At 70.7% G+C, this 14,456-nt stretch carries 16 protein-coding genes and 3 pseudogenes; 14 read left to right on the forward strand and 5 right to left on the reverse strand.

Features of this window, described 5'->3' with window-relative positions:
- Positions 1-147 precede the first annotated feature (147 nt).
- The 4 genes from abc-f (at position 148) to KW076_RS06020 (ending at position 4,482) form a co-directional block, all read left to right on the forward strand.
- Entirely contained in the window at positions 148-1,800 is a 1,653-nt protein-coding gene (gene abc-f / locus KW076_RS06005; RefSeq protein ID WP_224356670.1) for a ribosomal protection-like ABC-F family protein, read from the forward strand.
- 114 nt (positions 1,801-1,914) lie between these two features.
- The gene (locus KW076_RS06010) at positions 1,915-2,598 is read left to right on the forward strand and encodes a type 1 glutamine amidotransferase domain-containing protein (protein ID WP_224356671.1); all 684 of its coding nucleotides are present in this window, start codon (positions 1,915-1,917) and stop codon (positions 2,596-2,598) included.
- 40 nt (positions 2,599-2,638) lie between these two features.
- On the forward strand, positions 2,639-3,649 hold the full coding sequence (locus KW076_RS06015) for an NADP-dependent oxidoreductase (RefSeq protein ID WP_224356672.1): 1,011 nt from the start codon (positions 2,639-2,641) through the stop codon (positions 3,647-3,649).
- Entirely contained in the window at positions 3,646-4,482 is an 837-nt protein-coding gene (locus tag KW076_RS06020; protein ID WP_224356673.1) for an alpha/beta fold hydrolase, read from the forward strand. Before KW076_RS06015 ends, KW076_RS06020 begins: the two co-directional genes overlap by 4 nt.
- A gap of 33 nt (positions 4,483-4,515) precedes the next feature.
- On the opposite strand, the gene KW076_RS06025 is transcribed toward KW076_RS06020, so the two are convergent.
- On the reverse strand, positions 4,516-5,004 hold the full coding sequence (locus KW076_RS06025; protein ID WP_224356674.1) for a MarR family winged helix-turn-helix transcriptional regulator: 489 nt from the start codon (positions 5,002-5,004) through the stop codon (positions 4,516-4,518).
- Between the two features lie 111 nt (positions 5,005-5,115).
- Between KW076_RS06025 and KW076_RS06030 the strand changes: the two genes are divergently transcribed.
- A complete protein-coding gene (locus tag KW076_RS06030) occupies positions 5,116-5,535 on the forward strand; it encodes an organic hydroperoxide resistance protein (RefSeq protein ID WP_088478497.1) in 420 nt (139 codons plus the stop codon).
- Positions 5,535-5,960: a DoxX family protein gene (locus KW076_RS06035; protein WP_224356675.1), complete on the forward strand. Its 426-nt coding sequence runs from the start codon at positions 5,535-5,537 to the stop codon at positions 5,958-5,960. The genes KW076_RS06030 and KW076_RS06035 overlap by 1 nt, the downstream gene beginning before the upstream one ends.
- A 62-nt stretch (positions 5,961-6,022) precedes the next feature.
- Here the strand turns inward: KW076_RS06035 and KW076_RS06040 are convergent, their stop codons facing one another.
- The 3 genes from KW076_RS06040 to scpC all read right to left on the reverse strand — a co-directional run bounded on the left by KW076_RS06040 (position 6,023) and on the right by scpC (position 8,332).
- Positions 6,023-6,310, reverse strand: a complete 288-nt coding sequence (locus tag KW076_RS06040; RefSeq protein WP_255612698.1) for a M20/M25/M40 family metallo-hydrolase — start codon at positions 6,308-6,310, stop codon at positions 6,023-6,025.
- Positions 6,238-6,693 (reverse strand): AbgT family transporter, encoded by a 456-nt coding sequence (locus KW076_RS06045; protein ID WP_224356676.1) that lies wholly within the window; start codon positions 6,691-6,693, stop codon positions 6,238-6,240. Before KW076_RS06045 ends, KW076_RS06040 begins: the two co-directional genes overlap by 73 nt.
- A gap of 124 nt (positions 6,694-6,817) precedes the next feature.
- Positions 6,818-8,332 carry a succinyl-CoA:acetate CoA-transferase ScpC gene (scpC, locus tag KW076_RS06050; RefSeq protein WP_224356677.1) on the reverse strand — a complete coding sequence of 505 codons (1,515 nt, stop codon included), beginning with the start codon at positions 8,330-8,332 and terminating at the stop codon, positions 6,818-6,820.
- A 267-nt stretch (positions 8,333-8,599) separates the two neighbouring features.
- Here scpC and KW076_RS06055 point away from each other — a divergent pair, with 267 nt between their 5' ends.
- Positions 8,600-9,010, forward strand: a complete 411-nt coding sequence (locus KW076_RS06055) for a DinB family protein (RefSeq protein ID WP_224356678.1) — start codon at positions 8,600-8,602, stop codon at positions 9,008-9,010.
- Between the two features lie 502 nt (positions 9,011-9,512).
- Here the strand turns inward: KW076_RS06055 and KW076_RS06060 are convergent.
- Positions 9,513-9,716 (reverse strand): type II toxin-antitoxin system RelE family toxin, encoded by a 204-nt coding sequence (locus KW076_RS06060; RefSeq protein ID WP_350354987.1) that lies wholly within the window; start codon positions 9,714-9,716, stop codon positions 9,513-9,515.
- 55 nt (positions 9,717-9,771) lie between these two features.
- On the opposite strand from KW076_RS06060, the pseudogene KW076_RS06065 reads away from it, so the two are divergent.
- The 7 genes and pseudogenes from KW076_RS06065 to KW076_RS06095 all read left to right on the forward strand — a co-directional run.
- Positions 9,772-9,912: pseudogene (locus KW076_RS06065) on the forward strand (IS3-like element ISAar24 family transposase); the annotation flags it as partial.
- Positions 9,913-9,983: 71 nt separating this feature from the next.
- Positions 9,984-10,553: a type 1 glutamine amidotransferase domain-containing protein gene (locus KW076_RS06070; protein WP_224356679.1), complete on the forward strand. Its 570-nt coding sequence runs from the start codon at positions 9,984-9,986 to the stop codon at positions 10,551-10,553.
- Complete coding sequence (locus KW076_RS06075; protein ID WP_224356680.1) at positions 10,550-10,858, forward strand: putative quinol monooxygenase; 309 nt, start codon at positions 10,550-10,552, stop codon at positions 10,856-10,858. The genes KW076_RS06070 and KW076_RS06075 overlap by 4 nt, the downstream gene beginning before the upstream one ends.
- 142 nt (positions 10,859-11,000) lie before the next feature.
- Positions 11,001-12,128 carry an NAD(P)/FAD-dependent oxidoreductase gene (locus KW076_RS06080; RefSeq protein ID WP_224356681.1) on the forward strand — a complete coding sequence of 376 codons (1,128 nt, stop codon included), beginning with the start codon at positions 11,001-11,003 and terminating at the stop codon, positions 12,126-12,128.
- Between the two features lie 321 nt (positions 12,129-12,449).
- Positions 12,450-12,615, forward strand: a pseudogene (locus tag KW076_RS06085) (IS3-like element ISPfr13 family transposase); the annotation flags it as partial.
- A 187-nt stretch (positions 12,616-12,802) separates the two neighbouring features.
- Positions 12,803-13,021 (forward strand): annotated as a pseudogene (locus tag KW076_RS06090) (transposase family protein); the annotation flags it as partial.
- Between the two features lie 56 nt (positions 13,022-13,077).
- Entirely contained in the window at positions 13,078-14,211 is a 1,134-nt protein-coding gene (locus KW076_RS06095; RefSeq protein WP_224356682.1) for an L-dopachrome tautomerase-related protein, read from the forward strand.
- The last annotated feature ends 245 nt before the right edge of the window (positions 14,212-14,456 follow it).

Raw genomic sequence — 14,456 nt, forward strand, 5'->3', positions numbered from 1 at the left:
TGCGACGCTATGACTCTCCCCATGCCAGGGCAAGGAACGAAGCGCGCCGCAGGTCTGGGAGCCCGGGCCCGGGGGCGGTGCCCCGGGGGATCTGTGACAGTGTGGCGGTGACCCGCCCCAGGGAAGCGCACCCGAGCCAGGAGAAGCATGACCGCCACCCTCGTCGCCTCCGGCCTGGCCGGCGGCCACGGCCATCGCACGCTGTTCGACGCGCTCGACCTCACCGTCGCGCCGGGGGACGTCGTCGGCGTCGTGGGGGCCAACGGCGCGGGCAAGTCCACGCTGCTGCGCATCCTCGGCGGGAACCTCGCCCCGCAGACCGGCACCGTGTCCCTCGCCCCCTCGGACGCCTTCGTCGGCTGGCTCCCGCAGGAGCACGAGCGCGTGTCGGGGGAGACGGTGGCCGGGTACATCGCCCGCCGCACCGGCTGCGCCGAGGCCACCCGCGAGATGGACGCCTCTGCCGAGGCACTGGCCGGCCCGGACGTCACCGACGCCGCCGCGGACCGCTACAACACCGCCCTCACCCGCTGGCTGGCCTCCGGCGCCGCGGACCTGGAGGAGCGCATCCCCGCCGTCCTGGCCGACCTCGGCCTGGACCTCTCCGCCTCCCCGGAACAGGTCCTCATGACTTCCCTCTCCGGTGGGCAGGCCGCCCGCGTCGGCCTCGCCGCGCTGCTGCTCTCCCGCTTCGACGTCGTGCTCCTGGACGAGCCCACCAACGACCTCGACCTCGACGGTCTGACCCGCCTGGAGGCCTTCGTGCAGGAGCTGCGCGGCGGCGTCGTGCTGGTGAGCCACGACCGCGAGTTCCTGGCCCGCTGCGTCACCCGCGTCCTGGAGCTCGACCTCGCCCAGCGCACCAACCGCGTCTACGGCGGCGGCTACGAGGCGTACCTCGAGGAGCGGGCCACCCTGCGCCGCCAGGCCCGGGAGAAGTACGAGGAGTTCGCCGAGCAGAAGCAGGACCTCGTCTCCCGCGCCCGCACCCAGCGGGAGTGGTCCAGCCAGGGCGTGCGCAACGCCATGCGCAAGTCCCCGGACAACGACAAGCTGCGCCGCAAGGCCAACAGCGAATCGAGCGAGAAGCAGGCCCAGAAGGTCCGGCAGATGGAGAGCCGCATCGCGCGCCTGGAGGAGGTGGAGGAGCCGCGCAAGGAGTGGCGGCTGGAGTTCACCATCGGCGCGGCGCCGCGCTCCAGCTCGGTGGTCGCCACCCTCAACGACGCCGTGTTCCGGCAGGGCGGCTTCACGCTCGGCCCGGTGTCCCTCCAGGTCAACGCGGGGGAGCGGATCGGCATCACCGGGCCCAACGGGGCCGGCAAGTCGACCCTGCTGCGCGGGCTGCTGGGCCGCCAGGCCCCGGACGAGGGCACGGCCGCCCTGGGATCCAGCGTGCAGATCGGGGAGATCGACCAGGCGCGTTCGCTGCTGGCCGGGGCCGTCCCGCTCGCCGCGGCCTTCGAGACGCTCGCGCCGGAGATGACCTCCGGGGAGGTGCGCACCCTGCTGGCCAAGTTCGGCCTCAAGGCCGACCACGTGAACCGCCCCGTGGACGAGCTCTCGCCCGGCGAGCGCACCCGGGCATCCCTGGCCCTGCTCCAGGCCCGCGGGGTGAACGTCCTCGTGCTCGACGAGCCCACCAACCACCTGGATCTGGAGGCCATCGAGCAGCTCGAGCAGGCGCTGGAGACCTATGAGGGCGCCCTGCTGCTCGTCACCCACGACCGCCGCATGCTGGACACCGTCCGCCTGGACCGACGCTGGCACGTGGCCGACGGGCGGGTGACGGAGCGCTGATGTCCCGGGCGCGGCGGCCGTGGCGTGAGGCCGGTGGGCACCGTCACCCTTGCCCGAGATTCGGTTGTGTACGACCATGAGAGTGCAGTCCCCACCAATGAAAGGGCCCCAGACATGTCCCGCATCCTGATGATCCTCACCTCGCACGACCAGCTGGGCGACACCGGCCGCAAGACCGGGTTCTGGCTCGAGGAGTTCGCCTCGCCCTACTACGTCTTCACGGACGCCGGCCACGAGGTCACCCTCGCCTCGCCCCGCGGCGGCCAGCCGCCCATCGACCCGACGAGCTCGAAGTCGGAGATGCAGACCGAGGCCACCCGCCGGTTCGACCAGGACGAGGAGGCCAAGGCCGCCCTGGCCCACACCACGCCCCTGGCCCAGGTGGACGTGGACGGGTTCGATGCCGTCTTCTACCCGGGCGGTCACGGCCCGCTGTGGGACCTGGTGTCCGACGCCGACTCCACGCGGATCATCCTCGACAGCGACGCGGCCGGACGCCCGCTCGGCCTCGTCTGCCACGCTCCCGGGATCCTGCACCCGATCACCACCGCCGACGGCACCCCGTTCGTGCGCGGCCGTCAGGTCGCCGGGTTCACCAACGGCGAGGAGGAGGCCGCCCAGCTGACGGACGTCGTCCCGTTCCTCGTCGAGGACTCGCTGATCGCCGCCGGCGCGGACTACCGCAAGGGCCCGGATCAGGAGAGCTTCGTGGTCACGGACGGCACCCTGGTGACCGGCCAGAACCCGGCCTCCTCCGCCGACGCCGCCCGCCGCCTCCTGGACCTGCTCGCGCGCTGACCCCCGCCGAGCCCGCCGCTTCGACCCCGAGGAGACCACCATGAGCACCCCCACCCACACGCGCGAGATCCACCTCGCCTCCCGCCCCCACGGCGCCCCGACGCCGGAGAACTTCCGCCTCACGGAGGTCGAGCTCCCCGAGCTCGCCGAGGGCCAGGTCCTCGTGCGCAACACCGTGATGTCCGTGGACCCGTACATGCGCGGCCGCATGAACGACGTCGAGTCCTACGTGCCTCCGTTCCAGCTCGACGCCCCCCTCGACGGCGGCGCGGTGGGCACCGTGATCGCCTCGCGCCACGCGGACGTGCCGGAGGGCACGTCCGTGCTCCACGGCCTCGGCTGGCGCGAGCACGCCGTCCTCGACGGCGACACCGTCCAGGCCGTGGACACCTCCCAGTTCTCGGACAGCACCTACCTGGGCGTGCTGGGCATGACGGGTCTGACCGCCTACACCGGCCTCGTGCACGTGGCCGAGATGCAGGAGGGCGACGCCGTGTTCATCTCGGGTGCCGCGGGGGCCGTCGGCTCGACCGCCGGCCAGATCGCCCGCCTGCTGGGCGCCTCCCGCGTGATCGGCTCGGCGGGCACGCCCGAGAAGGTGGCGCGGGTGAAGGAGCTGGGCTTCGACGCCGCGTTCGACTACCACGACGGCTCGCCCACCGACCTGCTGGCCGAGGCGGCGCCGGAGGGCATCGACGTCTACTTCGACAACGTGGGCGGCGACCACCTCGAGGCCGCCATCGCCGCGATGCGAGTCGACGGCCGCGTGGCGATGTGCGGCGCGATCGCCCAGTACAACTCGACGGAGCCGCCGGCCGCCCCGCGCAACCTCGCCCTGGCGATCGGCAAGCGCCTGACCCTGCGCGGCTTCGTCCTGCAGAAGTACGCGGCGCAGGTCCGCCCCGAGTTCCTCGAGCGCGTGGGCCCGTGGGTCGCCGACGGGAAGATCCAGTGGGACGAGACCGTTCGGGAGGGTCTGGAGAACGCACCCCAGGCGTTCATCGACCTGCTCGAGGGCGCCAACACCGGCAAGATGGTCGTCCGGCTGTGACAGGCGGTGACGCACTGTGGGGCCGCGTGGACGCCTTCCGGCACCAGGGCCTGACCTTCGACGTCCGCGACGGCGGGCCGGCCGAGGGGGAGGTGGTCCTGCTGCTGCACGGCTTCCCGCAGGACTCCACGTCCTGGAGGCACGTCGAGCCGCTGCTGCACGCCGCGGGACTGCGCACGCTCGCCCCGGACCAGCGCGGCTACTCCCCGGGGGCCGCTCCGCGGGCGACGGCGGCCTATCGCCTCCCGGCCCTCGTGGGGGACGCCGTCGCGCTGGCGGACGCGGCGGGGGCGCGGCGCGTCCACGTCGTCGGCCATGACTGGGGCGGTGCCGTCGCCTGGGCGCTGGCCACCGCCCACCCCGAGCGCGTCGCGTCCCTGACGGTCCTGTCCACGCCGCACCCGGCCGCCCTGGCCCGCGCCCTGCGCGGCTCGGACCAGCTGCGCCGCAGCTGGTACATCGCCGCCTTCCAGGCACCGGCCCTCCCCGAACGGATCCTCTCGCGACGGCTGGGCTCCCTGCTGCAGCGGGGGCAGGTCCCCGGGGCGGAGCACTACGCCCGCCGGTTCTCCACCCCGCAGAGCCTGCGCGGCCCGGTGAACTGGTATCGGGCGAACCCGGATCTTGTGACCACCACGCGCAGCGCGCCCGTGTCGGTCCCCACCACGTACGTGTGGGGCACCCGGGATGCGGCCCTGGGGCCGCGGGCCGCCGAGCTCACGGCGGGGCAGGTGGCGGGGGAGTACCGGTTCGTGGCGCTCGACGCGGACCACTGGCTGCCCGAGCGTGAGGCGGACGCCGTCGCCCGCGCGATCCTGGACCGGGTGCGCTGACCCGCGTTCGGCGCGCGGGCCGCTCCCGCCGTCTCAGCGCGGCCCGGCGGCCTCGGTGATCCGGTTCAGCAGGCCCATGAGGACCTGGCGCTCGGTGGCGTCGAGGGGGATCCGCGTGAGGGCGTCCGCCGGGACCGTCCGGGCGGACTCCCGCAGCGCTCGCCCCTCGTCCGTCAGCCGGACCAGCACGCGTCGCTCGTCGTGGACGTCGCGCTCCCGCGTGACGAGCCCCATGCCGGCCAGGCGCCGCACCAGGGGCGTGATGGTGCCGTTGTCCATGCCGAGCCGGTCCCGCAGCGCGCCGACCGCCAGTGCTCCGGCGCCCGGCGTCGGCGCGTCCGTCTCGGCCGAGGCGTCACCCTCCACCTGCCACAGGGTGAGCATCACGAGGTACTGCGGGTAGGTGAGGCCGAGGCGGGAGAGCAGCGGGCCGTAGCCGCGCGTGACGGCGCGCGTCGCCCGGTGCAGGGCGAAGCAGAGCTGGTCCTCGAGTGCGAGGCTGGGGGTCGGCGCGGCATCCATGGGAGCGATTCTAGTGGTCGCTGACGAACAACTTGGTTGCACACGACCTAACCGGGTGGCAGGCTGGAGCCGACTCGTCCCGCACGGGGCGGGCGGATGAAAGGACCTCTCATGGAGACCATCTACACCGCCGAGGCGCTCAGCACCGGCGCCGGCCGCGACGGCCATGTCCGCACCACCGACGGGCGGGTCGACCTCGACCTCGCCGTGCCCACCGAGATGGGCGGCTCCGGCCAGGGCAGCAACCCCGAGCAGCTGTTCGCCGCCGGCTACGCCGCGTGCTTCCACTCGGCCCTGCAGATGGTCGCCCGCGCCTCCCGGGCCGACATCACCGACTCCTCCGTCGGCGCCCGCGTGGGCATCGGCCGCCAGGGTGAGGGCTTCGGCCTGGAGGTCACCCTCGAGGTCGTGCTGCCCCACGTCCCCGCGGACCAGGCCCGCGCCCTCATGGAGCAGGCGCATCAGGTGTGCCCCTATTCGAACGCCACCCGGGGCAACATCGACGTCGTCCTCGAGCTCGGGGAGGCGTGATGACGAAGCGCCGGCAGTCCGTCCCCCTCTCCCAGACCGCCGCCCGCCTCGGCCTCGGCGGGTTCATGACCGCCGCGGGGCTGTCCCACCTCACCGTGGCGCGCCGTGAGTTCCGCGCGCAGGTGCCCTCGTGGGTCCCGCTCCCGGCGGACCTCGTGGTGCTCGGATCCGGCGTGGCCGAGATCGGCCTCGGGGCCGCTCTGCTGGCGCTCCCCGGGCAGCGCCGCCGGACCGGCACCGCCCTGGCGGCCTTCTACACGGCGATCTACCCCGGGAACATCGGGCAGTACGCCGAGCGCAAGGACGGCTTCGGGCTGGACACCGACGGCCGCCGCCTGGCGCGGCTGTTCGGCCAGCCCGCCCTCATCGCGGCCGCCCTGTGGGCCGCGGGAATCCCCGAGCGGGAGCACGGCGGGCGCGGCTGACGCCGTCGCCGGCCCCGCGGGCCTGTGCCGGCTCCGGGCACATGCCCGGAGCCGGCGTGACCTCACCCCGCCGTGAGGCGCGGCCCGTTCCGCAGGACCTCCACGGCCAGCCGCAGGGCGATCGGGAAGGCGTCCTCATCCAGACCGAACCGCGGGTTGTGGTGACCCGCGTCGAAGCCCTTGGCGGCGTTGCCGGCCCCCACGAACACGTACGTGGCGGGCGCGGTCCGGGAGAAGGCCGCGAAGTCCTCGCCGCCGAGCATCGGCGGGTCGGTGATCACCGAGCCCGGGAACAGGTCCTCGCACAGCTCCTGGACCACCGCGGTGCGGGCCGGGTCGTTCCACACCATGTCGTAGCCGCGCAGATAGTCCAGCCCGACCGCTCGGCGACGCCGATGCCGAGCATGATGATGAGCACCTGCCCCAGCGGGGCGAAGGCGCCGAAGGTCTTGGCGGCGTCGCCGATGACGACGCGCATGCCCTCCGTGCTGAGCAGATCGGTCGCCACGAGGGTCTCACCCGTGCCCGGATGGACCGCGCTCCACCCGCTCAGCCCGGCCACGGCGGACGCCGCCAGGGTCAGGGCGCAGAGGGCCGCGAAGATGATGATCGGGTCCGGGAGCTTGTTGCCGCTCCATTCGATCACGTTGAGGAACCTGTTGAGCAGGCCTCCGGGGGTGTGTTTCCGGGGTGAGGCGTCGGCGGCGGTGGACCCACCGGTGGGCGAGGTCATGGGACTCCTCCGAGGTGCGAGAGACGGTGAGCCCTCGGCCACAGGGGCGAGATACGGCCCCCTGTAGGGTGCCCCGTCGTAGGTGTCCCGCAGGTGTCCCGCGGGTGTCCGGTCCGGCGGGCCGTCAGCCCTGACGCATCGTCCCGGTCTCGAGGAAGCGCTGGTGCCAGGACAGGGCCTCGCCGAGCAGGTGCGGGGTGTGCAGGCCGTCCGACCCGCGCATCGCGCGGTCGAAGTAGTCCCGCAGCTGCTCCCTGTAGTCCGGGTGCGCGCACGTGTCGATGATCGTGCGGGCGCGCTGCTTGGGGGAGAGGCCGCGCAGGTCGGCCAGCCCCTGCTCGGTGACCACCACGTGCACGTCGTGCTCGGTGTGGTCCACGTGCGAGACCATCGGCACGATGCAGGAGATGTCCCCGCCCTTGGCCGTGGAGGGGGTGAGGAAGAACGAGGTGAACGCGTTGCGGGCGAAGTCGCCCGAGCCGCCCAGGCCGTTCATCATCTTCGTGCCCATCAGGTGCGTGGAGTTCACGTTGCCGTAGAGGTCGGCCTCGAGCATGCCGTTCATGGCCAGGATGCCCAGGCGGCGCACCAGCTCCGGGTGGTTGGAGATCTCCTGGGTGCGGATGATCAGCTTGTCCTTGTACTGCAGCACGTTGTCGTTGAACCGCTCGGCCACCTCGGTGGACAGCGAGAACGCCGTGCAGGAGGCCATGGCCAGCGTGCCGGAGTCCAGCGCGTCGAGCATGCCGTCCTGGACCACCTCGGTGAAGGCCGTGAGGCCGTGGAAGCGGGACTTCACCAGCTCGGCCATCACGGCGTTGGCCACGTTGCCCACGCCGGACTGCAGGGGCAGCAGGTGCTCGTCGTAGCGGCCGGCCTTGACCTCGTGCTCGAAGAACTCCACGAGGTGCTGGGCGATCGCGATCGAGTCCGCGTCCGCAGGCTTGAAGGGGGAGTTGCGGTCCGGGCCGTGCGTCTCCACCACGGCCACCACCTTGTCCAGGTCCACCACGAACTCGGTCCGCCCGATGCGGTCGGACGGGTGGTTGACCGGCACCGGCTTCCGGTGCGGGGGCAGGGCCGTGTCGTAGTAGACGTCGTGGATGCCGTCCAAATCCTCGCTCTGCCACGAGTTGACCTCGAGGATCACCTTGTCCGCCAGCTGCAGCCAGGACTTGTTGTTGCCCACGGACGAGGAGGGCACGAGCGTCCCGTCCTCGCGGATCGCGGACACCTCGATCACCGCGGCGTCCATGGGCCCGTAGAAGCCCTCCCACACCGTCTGCGCGAGGTGGGAGAGGTGCGTGTCGATGTAGTCGACCGAGCCGTCGTTGATCTTGGCGCGCATGGTCGGGTCCGTGTTGAACGGGGTGCGCAGACGCACGCCGTCGGCCTCCGCCAGCGCGCCGTCCATCTCGACAGACGTGGAGGCGCCGGTGTGGAGGTCGATCCGGAAGTCCTCGCCCCGGGCGTGCGCGGACTTGATGCGCTCGGCCAGGGCCATCGGCACGGCCTTCGGGTAGCCGGACCCCGTGAACCCGCTCATCCCCACCGTCATGCCCGGCGTGATGAACGCCGCCGCCTCCTCGGCGGACATGACCTTGGCCCGGAGGCCGGGGTGGTGGATGCGGGACGACATGGGTGAGGCCTCCGTGCGGGTGGGTCGAGTCGAGCGAGAGCGCTGTGACGTGGAACAGCGATCAGCGTACCCGCGTCACGGGTGGCCGTGGGGATGATCACGCCGGAGGTCACGGGGCCCGCCCTGCGTGGTCGACGACGGCGAACAGGGCTCGGCCCTCCGGGCCGGCGCGCCTAGGGCGTGTCTGACAATGAATCCAGGGGTCGGCTGGCACCCTCGAAGACATGGCTGCAGTTCCCGACTCGCTGAAGCTCGAGGGTGCCCGCTTTGTCGGCAGGAGCCTGCGGGACGCAGCGGCGCGCCGAGGACGCCGAGGGACTGCGCGGGGCCTGGGGCGCGGTAGAAGCCTCCTGGCGTCAGGCGACCGACCGCGCATCGGCGCTCCCGGACGGCGCAGTCGACGTCTCGGTCGAGGGAGAGTGGTCCTTCTCCCAGACCCTGCGCCACCTCGTCTTCGCGACCGACGCCTGGCTGAGCCGGGGGATCCAGGGCGCCGAGGAGCCGTTCCACCCGCTCGGCCAGCCCCGCGCGGGTGCGGAGGACGATGGCGTCGACCTCGCCTTCTTCGCATCCACGCCCCCGCCCTACGAGCAGGTGCTCGCGGTGCGGTCCGAGCGCCTGGCCCAGGTCCGCGAGTTCCTGGAGTCCGTGGACGACGCCGCAGCCCAGGGACGCTGAACGACCACGGTCGTCGCCGCATCAATCCCTGACTGAGGCGTTAGTGGGAGTGCCGCCTGGACGCCTCTCGCTCACCCGCGCCAGGATTTTCCGGCCGGCCAGGCCACCACCGTCCTCCGCACCCCCGCTCACGTCGGCGTCGAGGAGACGCGCGTGAGTCTCACGGCTGAAGTACCTCTGAAACAGTGCGGATATCACCCGGCGTACCTCAGGCGTGGACGGCAACTCTGAGGGCGGCACGGCATCCGGTGGAGTTCCGGTTCAACGTGTGAGCGAGTCGCCGTTCACCCTCGCGACCGGGTGAGTTCCTCTGCGAACTCCGTCAGGAACTGGTCGCCAGCCGCCGTGCTGCGGGGGGGGGGGGGGGGGGGGCAGGGGACATTGCCCACGAGGTGATGTTATGCCGCGAGATGGGCGATGAGGGCCCGGGTGGAGTCGCTGGCGAGGCCTATGGTCTGGGCGCTCCGGCGCGCGTCAGCGATGCTCCGAGATCTGTCCCCGCTCATCGGTAGACCTCTCTGCGGTGCCCGACACGGAGGATCAGCACGACCAGCTCATCATCCACGACGTCATAGACGACTCGGCAGTCACCGATTCGGATGCGCAACTCGCCCTCGCCGCCCTGAAGCTTGATGCAACCGGGTGGGCGAGGGTCATCAGCAAGGGCGTTGAGTGCCTCGAGAATACGTCGGGCGGTCCGAGGCAAGGCGGCGTGCTTCCATGATCCCGTGCAGATCGGGGCCTGGGCCCAGGGTGGCGAGATCGAGCTCGCGAACGCGATCTTCGAGTACCTCGAGGTGCTCTACAACCGTCGTCGACGGCACTCCTGCCTCGAGTGCGCGACACCCTACGACTACGACCCCGCCGGCACCCCGCGGGCACTGACCACCACCGGAAGCTAGCGACCAAGAGTGGAAACCAAACCGTAGGGCAGGTCAAGATGTCACCGGATCGTGCAGCAGACCCAACTGACATGGCAGTAGATCTGCAGGGCAAGAGAGTCACGATCCTCGCCGCGGACGGGGTCGAGCGCGTCGAACTCGATCAACCCCGTGAGGCTCTGGACAGGGCCGGCGCTCGGACCGAGGTCCTCTCGGTCGATGAGGGCGAGATCAAGGCCCGCGAGAACGACCTGGATCCGGCGGGGACGTTCGGCGTCGACGGGCTGGTGGCTGAGGCCTCGGGGGCCGACTACGACGCCTTGGTGCTTCCGGGCGGCACGGTGAACCCCGACAAGCTCCGGATTGACGAGGACGCTGTCGCCTTCGTCCGGGACTTCGCCGAGAATGGCAAGCCGGTGGTGGCGATCTGTCACGGACCGTGGACGTTGATCGAGGCCGACGTGGCCACCGGTCGCACCCTGACGTCCTTCCCGAGCATCCGCACGGATCTGCGCAATGACGGCGCGAACGTCGTCGACCAGGAGGTCGTGGTCGACAAGAATCTCATCACCAGCCGCTCGCCGGAGGACCTGCCGGCGTTCTCCGAGGCGATCGTGGCCCAACTCGCGGGCACCACGACAAAGGAAGAGGAGACATCATGAGTGTGACCAAGGGATTGCTGGTCAGGTTTGACGCGTTGCCCGGCAAGGAGGACGACGTGAAGGATTTCCTTGACAGCGGCCGTGCGCTTGTTGCGGAAGAGCCGGCGACCATCGCGTGGTTCGCGATCCGCCTCGGGCCCTCCTCCTTCGGGATCTTCGACGTTCTCCCCGAGGACGCCGGACGTGACGCTCACCTGTCTGGCCCTGTTGCGGTAGCTCTCGGCGGGCAGACCGGTGCGGGTGCGTTGTTCTCCGAACCGACGATCGAGAAGCTCGACGTGTTGGGCTCCAAACTTCCCGCCTGACACCACAGACCGGGAGTACTGACCCCGACATGAGGGGTCGTTGCGCGCGCTGACTTCGGGCTGACACAGCCCGTTGACGTCGTGGCAGCGGCCCCGTACTTTTGACGTTTATCTCACATCCCTAACAGATCGAGGAACCGCGATGACAGGAACTGACGACGTTGCCCCGACGCGTTCACCCGAGGTAGCAGTGATCGGGGGCGGGATCGTCGGTCTGTCGACGGCGTACGCGCTGCGGGAACAGGGCGTGCCGGTGCGCTTGTACGAGGCCGGTCTGCCCGGAGCGGGTCAGTCCGCGGGCGAGTCGCGGATCTTCCGGCACGCCCACGACGACCCGCGACTCGTCGCTTTCGCGCGCGAAAGCCGCGGTGTATGGGATGAGTGGGCCGAACACTTCGACGTCGAGCTGGTCTCATCAGACGGTGTCGTGGCGCTCGGCGACAGCGCCCTGGCGCGGCTGCGGGTGCTCGACGAGGTCGGCGGCGTGGAAGCGCACGAGATCGATGCAGCCGAGCTCGCCCAGCGCATGCCGCTGCTCGCTGGGTACTCGGGGCCAGCGGTGCTCGACGAGTCGGGCGGCGCGATCCGCACCCGCGCCGCGATCACGGCACTCGCGGGTGCCCTCGGAGATGCCGTCACCACCGCAGAGGTGATCTCCATCGATCCCCGCGCCGATGGGACGGTCGAGGTGCGCAGCGTCACCGACCGGGCTGTCTACTCCAAGGTGGTCGTGTGCGCCGGCCGCGAAACCGCCCGCCTGGCCCGCACCGTCGGCCTGTCGCTGCCGGTTCGCCTTGCCGCACACGTCCGGCTGACCTTCGACGTGAAAGACGCCGCCCCGGCACGAGTCGCGTGCCTGCAGGACAGCAGCGGCGTCTTCGGCGAAGTCGGCGTGTACGCGACGCCGCTACCGGGCAACAGCAGTTATTCGGTCGGACTCAGCGACACCGTCGGCGTCCGCGACGACGGAACGTTCATCGACCCTGCGGCGATTCGATCGCTGGACGAACGCGCGCGCGAATACGTGACACGGGCGCTGCCCGGTCTCCACCCAGAGCCGCGCGACTTTCTTCACTGCTGGGTGACCGACCTCCCATGGAGCGAGGACGGCGTGGCCGTGTGGGAGGCAGGCTCTGTCCTTTTTGTGGCCGGTCACAATTTGTTCAAGCAGGCACCTGCGCTGGGTCGCGCTCTTGCCCGGGCTGCGACCGGCGGCGGTCTCGCCGCCGACCTCACGCCCGCCGCTCGCCTCGGCGAAGCCCTGCGATAGTTCGCCTGACCCCGGAACGGACGCACTCAATGGGTAAACGTCTCCTCGTCGAGGACGACGGCAGCCCGCCCTGGGTCAACCCAAAAGTCTCGGCTGGACAGCAGTCACAGGCTCAACCACCTTGTCATGCGGTGTCTTCATCGTGAGGATCGGTACGCGGAGGTGCCGCAGCGGGATCCGTCACTGCGGGATCCGCTCGCAGTGCGACCCGGCGCGGGATGATGAAACCGCGGCGCAGTGCGGGGTTCGGACATAGCCGTCAGGTTGTGAATCGGTCAGGGCTTGATGCCGCTGCTGTTTGAGTCCGGAAGGATGGACAGCGTGCCGAAGAAGATCGATCCCCAGCTGCGAGCGAGGTGCGTGCGGCTCGCCGGAAGGCGTCTCGCGCGAGTCCGTGCGGCGCTGGCTCGCACAAACCGAGGTCGACGATGGAACCCGCCCCGGCGTCACCAGCGAGGAGTCCGCCGAGGTCAAGCGACTGAAAGCGGCTCATCCGATTCCAGAGTGTAGTCGCGGTCTGAAGCCGCCGGTCTCGAGCAGGGACCTGGCGATGTAGTTGGTTGAGCGCGTTGGTGCCCGGGTCGAGGTCTCCCGGAGGGTGGAAGTTCTTCACGCTCACCATCCCGAAAGACCTCGACGTGCTTCACCCTCATTTCGCGTCCCCTGACCTGACCATGTTCTGCCGCCTCGACGAGCTCGACCTTGTCGCCGTCGGCCAGCTGATCGAGCCGGATCGAGCCACAATCGAGTGCCGGCCGGTGGCGACCGATCCGTGGTGTCGGAGGTGTGGTGCCGAGGGAGCGCCCAGGGACACGGTGACGCGTCGGCTCGCGCACGAGCCGTTCGGACACCGGCCCACCACCCTGCTTGTCCGGGTGCGCCGGTACCTTTGCGAGCGCCGCGCGCAACCCCCTGGGCGGCGTGCGGGCCATCCGCTAGCCTCGAACTCATGACGAACCCGTTTCTCGGCCGCGACGACCAGGCCATCGACGTCTCCGACACCCCGCGCGGTGAGCTCGAGGTGGTGCACACCTTCACCGACGGCCCCATGCCGACCGGCGTGAGCGTCTCGCACACCGGGCGCATCTTCGTGAACTTCCCCAAGTGGGGCGACGAGGTCCCCGCCACCGTCGTCGAACTCGTCGACGGCGCCGTGAAGCCGTACCCGAGCGCGGAGGCGAACCAGGCGAAGAGCAAGGCCGACCAGGATGCCTTCGTGTCGGTGCAGAGCATCGTGATCGACCCCGCCGATCGTCTGTGGGTGCTCGACACCGGCAGCCCGCTGTTCGAGGAGACGCAGCGCGGCGGGCCCAAGCTCGTCTGCATCGACCTCACCACCGACGAGATCACGCAGACCATCCTCTTCGAGCCGGATGTCGCCCTGCCGACCACCTACCTCAACGACGTGCGGTTCGATCTGCGGCAGGGGGAGGCGGGCTTCGCGTACATCACCGACTCCTCCGACCAGGGTCCGAACGGGATCATCGTCGTCGATCTTGCGTCAGGCGCGGCCTGGCGGCGCCTCCACGACCATCCGACCACCAAGGCCCTGCCGCCCGGGGAGATGGTGCCGGTCGCCGAGGGACGGGTGTTCGCCGAGCGCAGCGCGGGCGAGGCGCCTCAGCCGGTGAAGATGGGCGCGGACGGCATCGCCATCTCCCACGACGGCGAACGGCTCTGGTACTGCCCGCTCATCTCGCGTCGGTGGTACAGCGTCGATACCGCGGCCCTGCGTGACCGCGCGCTCTCGGATGAGGACGTGGCGGCGACGGTCGTCGATCACGGTGACAAGGGCGGCGGTGCCGACGGCCTCGAGAGCGACGACCAGGGCCGGCTGTACGCGACGAACTGGGAGCACAATGCCGTCCTCCGACGGCTGCCCGACGGTGAGATGCAGACCCTTGTGCACGACGAGCGGCTGCTCTGGCCCGACACCATGTCGGTGGCCCGCGACGGGCACCTGTACGTCACCGCGAATCAGCTGCACCGCCAGGCGAAGTATCAGGATGGCCAGGATCTGCGCGTCTACCCGTACCACCTGTTCCGCTTCGCCATCGACGCCGGGCCGGTGCTGCTGCGCTGAGGCGGGTCAGCAGCAGTCGCAGGACGGCCCTTCGCGCTGGCCGGTCAGCGCCGTGACCGGCTGCTTGCACGCGTCTCCGCGCTACACCCTCATTCGTGAAGAGCCATCAAACCTGGGGCGCTTCACAACCGTGGTACACGAGAGCACGCGTGGTGCGGCTCCTTCGGTGGGTGGGCTGCCGACTGGGAGCAGGCGTTCGAGCGTCTCGAGTCCCACCACGCCAAGGGCAAAGTGCTGCTCGAGTT

It is taken from the genome of Micrococcus porci (assembly GCF_020097155.1).
In the GTDB taxonomy this organism is placed as follows: domain Bacteria; phylum Actinomycetota; class Actinomycetes; order Actinomycetales; family Micrococcaceae; genus Micrococcus; species Micrococcus porci.

Coding starts and splice junctions, on each gene's coding strand:
- abc-f (WP_224356670.1), top strand. CDS start 148: ATGACCGCCACCCTCGTCGCCTCCGGCCTGGCCGGCGGCCACGGCCAT.
- KW076_RS06010 (WP_224356671.1), top strand. CDS start 1,915: ATGTCCCGCATCCTGATGATCCTCACCTCGCACGACCAGCTGGGCGAC.
- KW076_RS06015 (WP_224356672.1), top strand. CDS start 2,639: ATGAGCACCCCCACCCACACGCGCGAGATCCACCTCGCCTCCCGCCCC.
- KW076_RS06025 (WP_224356674.1), bottom strand. CDS start 5,004: ATGGATGCCGCGCCGACCCCCAGCCTCGCACTCGAGGACCAGCTCTGC.
- KW076_RS06030 (WP_088478497.1), top strand. CDS start 5,116: ATGGAGACCATCTACACCGCCGAGGCGCTCAGCACCGGCGCCGGCCGC.
- KW076_RS06035 (WP_224356675.1), top strand. CDS start 5,535: ATGACGAAGCGCCGGCAGTCCGTCCCCCTCTCCCAGACCGCCGCCCGC.
- KW076_RS06040 (WP_255612698.1), bottom strand. CDS start 6,310: ATGGTGTGGAACGACCCGGCCCGCACCGCGGTGGTCCAGGAGCTGTGC.
- KW076_RS06045 (WP_224356676.1), bottom strand. CDS start 6,693: ATGACCTCGCCCACCGGTGGGTCCACCGCCGCCGACGCCTCACCCCGG.
- scpC (WP_224356677.1), bottom strand. CDS start 8,332: ATGTCGTCCCGCATCCACCACCCCGGCCTCCGGGCCAAGGTCATGTCC.
- KW076_RS06070 (WP_224356679.1), top strand. CDS start 9,984: ATGGCAGTAGATCTGCAGGGCAAGAGAGTCACGATCCTCGCCGCGGAC.
- KW076_RS06075 (WP_224356680.1), top strand. CDS start 10,550: ATGAGTGTGACCAAGGGATTGCTGGTCAGGTTTGACGCGTTGCCCGGC.
- KW076_RS06080 (WP_224356681.1), top strand. CDS start 11,001: ATGACAGGAACTGACGACGTTGCCCCGACGCGTTCACCCGAGGTAGCA.
- KW076_RS06095 (WP_224356682.1), top strand. CDS start 13,078: ATGACGAACCCGTTTCTCGGCCGCGACGACCAGGCCATCGACGTCTCC.